The following is a 9,229-nucleotide window of genomic DNA, read 5'->3' as shown; positions in this document are numbered from 1 at the left end:
CCGCCTTTGGCGATGGCGTCATCAACGTGGCGCTGCACCTTTTGCAGCGCGGCTTCTTCGATCAGCGGGCCTTGGTTCACGCCGTCCTCAAAGCCGTTGCCGACCTTGGCGGTTTGCACCCGGGCGGCAAACTTGGCCACGAATTCGTCGTACACGCCTTCCTGCACGTAAAAGCGGTTGGTACACACGCAGGTCTGGCCGGCGTTGCGGTACTTGCTGGCAAAGGCACCTTCGACGGCGCTGTCGATGTCGGCATCGTCAAACACGATGAAGGGCGCGTTGCCGCCCAGCTCCAGCGACATTTTCTTCACGGTGGGGGCGGACTGCGCCATCAGAATGCGGCCCACCTCGGTGCTGCCGGTGAAGCTGATGTGGCGCACTACGCTGCTTTCGCACAGCACCTTGCCGATGGCAATGGAGTTGGTGGCATCGGCGCAGAGCATGTTCAGCACGCCCGCCGGAATGCCCGCGCGCTGGGCCAGCTCCATGGCGGCCAGGGCGGTGAGCGGTGTGAGTTCCGCCGGTTTGATGACCACCGGGCAGCCTGCGGCCAGCGCGGGTGCCACTTTGCGCGTGATCATGGCCAGCGGGAAGTTCCAGGGCGTGATGGCTGCGCACACGCCAATGGGCTGTTTGAGCACCAGCAGGCGCCGGTTGTTGTCGAACTGGGGCAGCGTCTCGCCGTTGACGCGCTTGGCCTCTTCGGCAAACCACTCGACAAAGCTGGCGCCGTAGGCCACTTCGCCTTTGGCCTCGGCCAGCGGCTTGCCCTGCTCGGCGGTCATGATGCGGGCCAGGTCGTCCTGGTGCTGCATGAGCAGGTCGTACCACTTGCGCAGGAGGGTGCTGCGCTCTTTGGCGGTTTTGGCGCGCCAGGCGGGCCAGGCGGCGTTGGCGGCGGCAATGGCTTGCTCTGCTTCTTGCGCGCCCAGGTTGGCCACGTCGGCCAGGTGCGCGCCCGTGGCCGGGTCGTGGACAGCAAAGCGGCTGCTGCCCGGCACCCACTGGCCGTTGATGAGGGCATCGGTTTTGAGCAGGCTGGGGTCGGCAAGCTGGGCGAGGGGGCTGGCGGTGTGGCTGGTAGGCATGAAGGCTCCGACGGGTGCGAAGAAAACACAGTGGAAGAAAACAGGAACTTACCCCAAACCCGCCCCGGGTGCGCTCGCTCTGGCGACAGGCGTGTAGGGTGGTTCAGGGTAATTTTTGCTATTGAAAGCGTAGCTGGTAGCGCTTACTGCGAAAGGGCTGGAGGCTGATTTGGCGTGAAAAACAGCGCAGGCGCTCACTTGCGCCGCCCGCGCAGCCATTCCAGCGTCATCATCAGCGCCGTGGTGAACAGCGTCAGCAGCGTGGCCACGGCGGCGATGACGGGCGAGATGTTTTCGCGGATGCCGGTGAACATCTGGCGCGGCAGCGTGACCTGGTCGGGCCCGGCCAGGAACAGCGTGACCACCACCTCGTCGAACGAGGCGGCAAACGCAAACAGCGCCCCGGAAATCACGCCCGGCGCAATCACCGGCAGCGTCACCTTGAAGAAGGTGTGCAGCGGGCTGGCGCCCAGGCTCAGGCTGGCCTTGACCAGGTTGTGGTTGAAGCCTTGCAGCGTGGCCAGCACGGTGGTCACCACAAACGGCGCGCCCAGCGCAGCGTGTACCAGCACCAGGCCCAGGTAGGTTTCCGACAGGCCGATGCGCGCAAAAAACAGGTAGGTGCTGACGGCCACGACCACGATGGGCACCACCATGGGCGCAATCAGCAAGGCGCTGACCAGGCCCCGGCCCATGAAGCGGGTGCGCGCCAGCCCCATGGCCGCCAGCGTGCCCAGCGTGGTGGCCAGCACGGTGGCCAGGGGCGCGACGATGAAGCTGTTGCGCGCGGCGCGGGCCCATTCGGGCGAAGCCAGCAGCTCGCGGTACCACTGCAATGACCAGCCCGGTAGCGGGTAGGCCAGAAACGAGCCGCTGGAGAACGACAGCGGCACGATGACAAAGATGGGCAGCAGCAAGAACAGCAGCACACCGATGCTGAAGGCGCGCAGCAGCAGCCAGCCCAGTTTGTCGCCCAGGCGGTAGTGCGCGGGGAAGTAGGGGGTTTTCATGGCGGGGGTTCTCCGGTTAGCCCAGGCTCAGCTCGGCCTTGCCGAACTTGCGGTACACGCCATACAGCGCCAGCGTGGTCACCAGCAGCACCGAGCCCAGTGCGGCGGCCATGCCCCAGTTGACCTCGACGTTGGTGTACTGCGCCACGTAGTAGCTCAGCATCTGGTCGCTGGGGCCGCCCAGCAGTGCGGGCGTGACGTAGTAGCCAATGGCGGTGATGAACACCAGCAGGCCGCCTGCGGCCACGCCGGGGTAGGTTTGCGGCACATAGACGCGAAAGAACGCGGCCAGCGGCGGGCTGCCCAGCGAGACAGCCGCGCGCAGGTAGTTGGGCGGAATCGACTTCATCACGCTGTACAGCGGCAGGATGAGAAACGGCAGCAGGATGTGCACCATGGCAATGACCACGCCCAGCCGGTTGAACAGCAGCGGCACGGGCGCATCGGTGAGGTTCAGGAACATCAGCAGCCGGTTGACCAGGCCGTTGTTTTGCAACAGCACGATCCACGCAGCAATGCGCACCAGCACCGATGTCCAGAACGGCACCAGCACCAGAATCATCATCAGGTTGGCGCGCCGCTCGGAAAGTGTGCTGAGCCAGTAGGCCAGCGGGTAGCCGATCAGAATGGCCAGCAGCGTGACGGTGGCGCTCATCTGGAAGGTGCGCCCCAGGATGTCGCGGAAGGCGGCAGCCTCGGCGCCCACCTGCTCGATGGCGCCTTGCGGGGTGCGTTGCAAGTCCACGGCGGCCAGCAGGTAGTCGGGCGTCCAGCGCGAGGCGTTTTTGGCGATGGCCTGCCAGTAGGGCAGCTCTCCCCAGCGCGCGTCGTGCGCCAGCAGCCAGTCGCGCGTCTGGGCGGCGTCCAGGCCCGCTGGCACGGGCAAGGCCCGGTAGGTGCCCATGACCAGGGAGCGCGCGCCGCTGATTTCGCTGTTCAGGCGCCGTGCCAGCGCGCCCACCTGGGCCGTCTCTTGCAGGGCCGAGAGGTCTTGCACCAGGCCCTGGTAGGCGGCATCGGGCGGGGCGCCCTGGCGGTCCCAGCCCGACAGGGCCTGGCCGGTGTGCGCCAGGGTGTCAGCGACTTCGGGGTTTTCTACCGCGCGCACCAGCAGGCTGCCCAGGGGCAGCAAAAACACCACCAGCAAAAATGCCAGCAGGGGAAGGGTCAGTGCCAGGGCGCGCAGGCGCTTGCGTCGCTCGGCACGGCGCAGTTGCTGCGCCAGTTCAGGGCCTGCGTGCGCGCTGGGCGCGGCGGCCATTGCGGCTGTGCTCATGCGGGTGCTTTCATCAGAGGGTGCGCGGAAATATCCCGAAAACGGTGCCAGTGCAGCGGCGCCAGCGCTTATTGCGCGGCCCAGGCGGTGAAGCGTTTCTCCAGCGCTTCGCCCTGATCGGCCCAGAAGGCCACGTCAAAGCGCAGTGCATCCTTGCTGTTGGCGGGCGACGTGGGCAGCAGGGCCTGCGTCTTGGCATCGATCTTGGCCATGGCCTTGGTGTTGGTGGGGCCGTAGGAGATGGTGCGTGCGTACTCGGCCTGGGCGTCGGGGCTGCTGGCCAGGGCGATGAACTTCATGGCCGCCTCTTTGTTGGCCACGCCCTTGGGCATGACCCAGTAGTCCAGATCGTAGATGCCGCCTGCCCAGGCGATTTGCAGGTTCTGGCCCTCGCGCTGGGCGGCGTCGATGCGGCCGCTGAAGGCGCTGGTCATGGCCACATCGCCCGCCACCAGGAACTGCGGTGGCAGGGCGCCCGCTTCCCACCACTGGATGTGGGGCTTGAGTTCGGTCAGTTTCTTGAAGGCGCGGTCGGCGCCCTCTTTGGTGGCCAGCACCTTGTACACGTCGGTGGTTTTGACGCCATCGGCGATCAGCGCAAATTCAAGGTTGTAGCGCGCGCCTTTGCGCAGGCCGCGCTTGCCGGGGTATTTCTTCACGTCCCAGAAGTCGGCCCAGCCGGTGGGCGCATTTTTGAGCTTGTCGCCGTTGTAGGCCAGCACGGTGGACCACACAAAAGTGCCCACGCCGCATTCATGCACGGCGGCGGGAACGAAGTCGGCTTTGTTGCCCAGCTTGGCCCAGTCCATGCGCTCGAACAGGCCCTCGTCGCAGCCCCGGCTGATGTCCGGGCCTTCGACTTCGATCACGTCCCAGGTCACTTTCTTGGCTTCCACCATGGCCTTGATGCGGGCCTGCTCGCCGTTGTATTCCACCTGGGTGATCTTGCCGCCGGTGGCCTTTTCGTAGGCCTCGAAATAGGCTTTCTTTTGCGCAGCGCCGTTGGCGCCGCCAAAGTTCACCACGGTGAGGTTGTGCTGGGCCAGCGCGGGCAAGGCCAGTGCGCTGGCGGCGGCCAGCAGCAGGGGCTGGAGCAGGTGGCGGATGGGGGGCTTGGTGTTCTTTTGCATGGTGCTTGTCTCCTTCATGGTTTTTTTGGGGGGGAAGATTCAGAGGTACACGCGCATGTGCTGGGGCGGCGCATGCAGGTGGACGGTGTGCCCGGGCGTGGGTACGGCGGGGTGGTTCAGTGCCAGTTTGACCATGACCTCGGCCTCGGCGCCCATCTGGCAGCGCAGGCGCAGGTGGTCGCCAAAATAAATCACGTCCATCACCTGGCCGGGCAGGGTGTTGGCGCTGCCTGCTTCGGCCAGCTCGATGCGCTCGGGGCGCACGCTGCACTGCACGCGGTCGCCCACGTTGGCGCGGTTGACGTTCACGCCCCGCAGCAGGGCGCCGTTGGGCATGCGCACTTCGCAGTGCTCGCCGGTGGTGGTGTGGACGGTGGCGTCCAGCACGGCGTTGTCGCCGACAAAGCTGGCCACGAAGCGGTTGACGGGGGTTTCGTAGAGGCAGTCCACGCGGTCGATCTGCTGGATGCGCCCGTCGCTGAACACGGCCACGCGATCGCTCATGGTCAGCGCCTCGGCCTGGTCGTGGGTGACGTACACAAAAGTCACGCCCAGGCGCCGGTGCAGGGCCTTGAGTTCGATCTGCATGTGCTCGCGCAGTTGCTTGTCCAGGGCGCCCAGGGGCTCGTCCATCAGCACCAGCTGCGGGTCGAACACCAGGGCGCGCGCCAGCGCCACGCGCTGCTGCTGCCCGCCCGAGAGCTGCGCCGGAAAGCGCGCACCCATGGCGCCCATTTGCACCATGTCCAGCGCGCGCTTGACCTTGGCCTCGCGCTCGCTCTGGCCCAGTTTGCGCACCGTGAGGGGGTAGGCGATGTTGTCGGCCACCGTCATGTGCGGAAACAGCGCGTAGTTCTGGAACACCATGCCAAAGTTGCGCTTGTGCGGCGGTGTGCGGGTGATGGGCACGCCGCCGAGGCTGATCTCGCCCGCGGTGGGCGACTCAAACCCCGCCAGCATCATCAGCGTGGTGGTCTTGCCCGAGCCCGATGGCCCCAGCAGCGACAAAAACTCGCCGCGCTGGATGTCCAGGTTCAGGTCGCGCACCACCAGGCTGGTGCCGTCATAGGTTTTTTGTACCCCTCGGAACGTGACGAGGGCGTCGTTTGCGGTCATGACAGGGTGTCCGGTAATCGAAGCCATGCGATCAACTGTAGGGGCTTCAGGGGGTGGCAAACAGGTACACAAGGGGGCTGTGCGGCGCGCACTGTGCCGCACGCCGGGCCTCTACACAGAAACCCTTGGTGGTGCGCAGCGCCGGGGGGAAGTGGATTTTTGCTATTTTTATGATAGCTGCTAGCGCATATCCAACGGGCGTTAAAACCACTTTTGACTCTATTTTTGGGTGCGCCCATTCCCCCCGGCCACTGCGCGCGCTCAGCTGGCCAGGGCGGCGTCGAAGCACTCGGCGATGATGGCCAGGCCCTCGTCCAGCAGCGCGTCGCTGGCCGTCAGCGGCACCAGGATGCGGATCACGTTGCCGTAGGTGCCGCAGGTCAGCAAGATGAGCTTGCGCGCGGCCGCTTCGGTGGCGATGCGCTTGGTCAGGGCGGCGTCGGGCTCTTGCGGGTTGCCGTTTTTGAACAGCTCGCACGCCACCATGGCGCCCATGCCGCGCACGTCGCCAATGCTGTGGTGCTTGGCGGCGATGGCCCGCAGGCCGTTGGTCAGGCGCTGGCCCACGTCGCGGCTGCGCTGGAGCAGGTTTTCTTTTTCAAACACATCGATCACGGCCAGCGCGGCGGCGCAGGCCAGCGGGCTGCCCGCGTAGGTGCCGCCCAGGCCGCCTGCGGTGGGGGCGTCCATCACGTCGGCGCGGCCCGTCACGGCGGCCAGCGGAAAGCCCCCGGCCAGCGATTTGGCCATGGTGATCAGGTCGGGCGCCACACCGCTTTGCTCCACGGCAAACCAGGTGCCGGTGCGGCCCGCGCCGGTTTGCACTTCGTCGGCAATCAGCAAAATGCCGTGCTGGTCGCACAGGGCGCGCAGGCGTTGCAGCAGCTCAGGCGGGGCGATGTTGAAGCCGCCTTCGCCCTGTACCGGCTCGATGATGATGGCGGCCACGCGGCTGGGCTCGATCTCGTTCTTGAAGATGGCCTCGATGGAGTCCATGGCGTCATCCACACTCACGCCGCGCAGGGCGTTGGGGAACAGGGCGTGGAACACTTCGCTGGGGAAGGGGCCAAACCCGGCCTTGTAGGGCACGACCTTGCCCGTCAGGCCCATGGTCAGCAGCGTGCGGCCATGGTAGCCGCCGCCAAAGGCGATCACGCCCGAGCGGCCCGTGGCGCTGCGGGCAATCTTCACAGCGTTTTCCACGGCCTCGGCGCCGGTGGTCAGGAACAGCGTTTTCTTGGCAAAGTCGCCGGGCGCCATGGCGTTGAGGCGCTCGGCCAGTTCCACATACGACTCGTAGGCCAGCACCTGAAAGCAAGTGTGCGTGAAGCGGTCGAGCTGCGCCTTCACGGCCTCGACCACGGCGGGGTGGCGGTGGCCGGTGTTGAGCACGGCAATGCCGCCAGCAAAGTCGATGTAGCGCTGGCCTTCTACGTCCCAGATTTCGGCGTTCTCGCCCCGGTCGATGAAGATTTGGTGGCTGTGGCCCACGCCGCGCGGAATGGCGGCTTCGCGGCGGGCAAACAGGGCGGCGTTGTTCAGGTGGGGTTCGCGTTGCATGGGGCTCCTTCAGGGCATGGGCAAGTGGGTGAGACTGGCCCTGACTCTAGAAGGCATACGGGCGGGCTAACATATACAGATACCCCCCGGTCAGCTAAGCACTGTGTTGTGCAGGCGCCCTGTACATACAAACCCTTGGGCCGCGCGGGGTGCCATGTCTGCATCCTATGTTTTCACTCAATCCCCAATCAACGACGCCCCTGGTATTGCAGGTGGTGGACGGCTTTCGCCTGATGGTGGAGGACGGCTCTTTGCGCGCAGGCGCCAAGGTGCCTTCCATCCGGCAGTTTGCCCATGCCCACGGGGTCAGCGTGTACACCGTGGTGGACGCCTACGACCGGCTGGTGGCGCAGGGCTATTTTGTGTCGCGCCCGCACTCGGGCTTTTTTGTGCGCCGCCGCGCTGATGAGGCGCTGGCGCCTGCCGAGGCCTCGGGGCAGTACAGCTTTGACTCGATGTGGTACATGCGCCGCATCTTTGAGAACCGCGCGCTGCGCCTCAAGCCCGGCTGCGGCTGGCTGCCCGGCGACTGGCTGTTTGCCGACGGCGTGCGCCGCGCCCTGCGTGCGCTGGCCGCCGAAGACGCTGACCTGAGCGGCTACGGCGAGCCCAAGGGCTACCTGCCCCTGCGCCAGCTGGTGCGCGATCTGCTGGCCGAACACGAAGTGGTGGTGACGGCAGAGCAGGTGCTGCTCACGCACGGCTCCACCCAGGCCATGGACTTGGTGGCGCGCCGCCTGGTGCGCGCCGGTGACGCCGTGCTGGTGGACGAGCCCGGCTATGCCAATTTGCTCTCGTCGCTGCGGTTTCTGGGCGCTCGCCTGATTGGCGCGCCGCGCACGCCCACGGGCTACGACCTGGAGGTGCTGGAAGAGCGCATTGCGCAGCACCGGCCCAAGGTGTTCTTCACCCAGCCGCGCCTGCAAAGCCCCACGGCCTCTACGGCGCAGGCCAGCCACCTGCACCGGGTGCTGCAACTGGCCGAGAAGTACGACTTCACGGTGGTGGAAAACGATATCTACGCCGACATCGACCCCGAGCCGCGCGCCTCGCTGGCCAGCCTCGACCAGTTGCGCCGCGTGGTCTATATCAGCAGCTTTTCCAAAACCATCTCGCCCAACATCCGGGTGGGCTACCTGGCCGCCAGCGCTGATCTGGTCGAAGACGTGGCCCGCCTGAAGATGATTGCGGGCCTGACCTCGTCCGAGTTCACCGAGCGCCTGGCCTATGGCGCCTTGCTCGATGGGCGCTGGCGCAAGCACACCAAAAACCTGCGCGAGCGCCTGGCCCTGGCACAGCAGCAGGTGGCCGCACGCCTGCTGGGCCTGGGGTTTGTGCTGTTTTGCGAGCCCAAGGCGGGCATGTTTCTGTGGGCGCGCCACCCGGCCATCCAGAACGCCAGCGAGCTGGCCTACAAGGCCGCAGAGCAGGATGTTTTGCTGGGCCCCGGGCACCTGTTTGCCGTCAATCTGGAGCCCAGTCCGTGGCTGCGCTTCAACGTGGCGCATTGCCAGGACGACAGCGTTTTCACTTTTTTGCAGCAGCAAACCAGCGCGTGAAAGCCCCCTAAAATTGCCGATTCGCCCGCATCGCGCCGTTTTTGCCGCACGGGCACGCCATTGCACACCCCCCTTGTGAAGAAAAAACCATGACCCCCAGCTTTACCGTTGCCGACATCCGCAAGACCTTTCTGGACTTTTTTGCCGCCAAGGGCCACACCGTGGTGGCGTCCAGCCCGCTGGTGCCGGGCAACGACCCCACGCTGATGTTCACCAACTCGGGCATGGTGCAGTTCAAGGACGTGTTCCTGGGCACCGACAAGCGCCCCTACCAGCGCGCCGTGTCGGTGCAGGCTTGCCTGCGCGCAGGCGGCAAGCACAACGACCTGGAAAACGTGGGCTACACCGCGCGCCACCACACCTTCTTTGAAATGCTGGGCAACTGGAGCGTTGGCGACTACTTCAAGCGCGAGTCGCTGAAATGGGCCTGGGAGCTGCTGACCGAGGTGTACCAGCTGCCCGCCGACCGCCTGCTGGCCACCGTGTACCA

At 65.9% G+C, this 9,229-nt stretch carries 8 protein-coding genes; 2 read left to right on the top strand and 6 right to left on the bottom strand.

The annotated features are described in order from the left end of the window. The 6 genes from PHX69_RS13010 to gabT all read right to left on the bottom strand — a co-directional run. The coding region (locus tag PHX69_RS13010; protein WP_288044208.1) for an NAD-dependent succinate-semialdehyde dehydrogenase at window positions 1-1,088 on the bottom strand (1,088 nt) is incomplete at its 3' end. 194 nt (window positions 1,089-1,282) lie between these two features. After that, window positions 1,283-2,098: an ABC transporter permease gene (locus PHX69_RS13005; protein ID WP_119013464.1), complete on the bottom strand. Its 816-nt coding sequence runs from the start codon at window positions 2,096-2,098 to the stop codon at window positions 1,283-1,285. Window positions 2,099-2,114: 16 nt separating this feature from the next. Next, window positions 2,115-3,374 (bottom strand): ABC transporter permease, encoded by a 1,260-nt coding sequence (locus PHX69_RS13000; protein WP_288044206.1) that lies wholly within the window; start codon window positions 3,372-3,374, stop codon window positions 2,115-2,117. A 68-nt stretch (window positions 3,375-3,442) separates the two neighbouring features. Further along, the gene (locus PHX69_RS12995; RefSeq protein WP_288044204.1) at window positions 3,443-4,504 is read right to left on the bottom strand and encodes an ABC transporter substrate-binding protein; all 1,062 of its coding nucleotides are present in this window, start codon (window positions 4,502-4,504) and stop codon (window positions 3,443-3,445) included. Window positions 4,505-4,543: 39 nt separating this feature from the next. Further along, complete coding sequence (locus PHX69_RS12990; RefSeq protein ID WP_119013467.1) at window positions 4,544-5,620, bottom strand: ABC transporter ATP-binding protein; 1,077 nt, start codon at window positions 5,618-5,620, stop codon at window positions 4,544-4,546. Between the two features lie 261 nt (window positions 5,621-5,881). Continuing rightward, entirely contained in the window at window positions 5,882-7,180 is a 1,299-nt protein-coding gene (gene gabT, locus PHX69_RS12985; RefSeq protein WP_119013468.1) for a 4-aminobutyrate--2-oxoglutarate transaminase, read from the bottom strand. 167 nt (window positions 7,181-7,347) lie between these two features. Here gabT and PHX69_RS12980 point away from each other — a divergent pair, with 167 nt between their 5' ends. Both PHX69_RS12980 and PHX69_RS12975 read left to right on the top strand, forming a co-directional pair. Continuing rightward, window positions 7,348-8,739 (top strand): aminotransferase-like domain-containing protein, encoded by a 1,392-nt coding sequence (locus tag PHX69_RS12980; RefSeq protein WP_288044202.1) that lies wholly within the window; start codon window positions 7,348-7,350, stop codon window positions 8,737-8,739. Window positions 8,740-8,828: 89 nt separating this feature from the next. Beyond that, on the top strand, window positions 8,829-9,229 hold a 401-nt coding region (locus PHX69_RS12975), incomplete at its 3' end, for an alanine--tRNA ligase-related protein (protein ID WP_288044201.1).

This window comes from Simplicispira sp., assembly GCF_028687295.1.
Classification (GTDB): domain Bacteria; phylum Pseudomonadota; class Gammaproteobacteria; order Burkholderiales; family Burkholderiaceae_C; genus Simplicispira; species Simplicispira metamorpha.
Note: the sequence above shows the minus strand (reverse complement) of the source record. Positions and strands in the feature narration are given on the sequence as shown.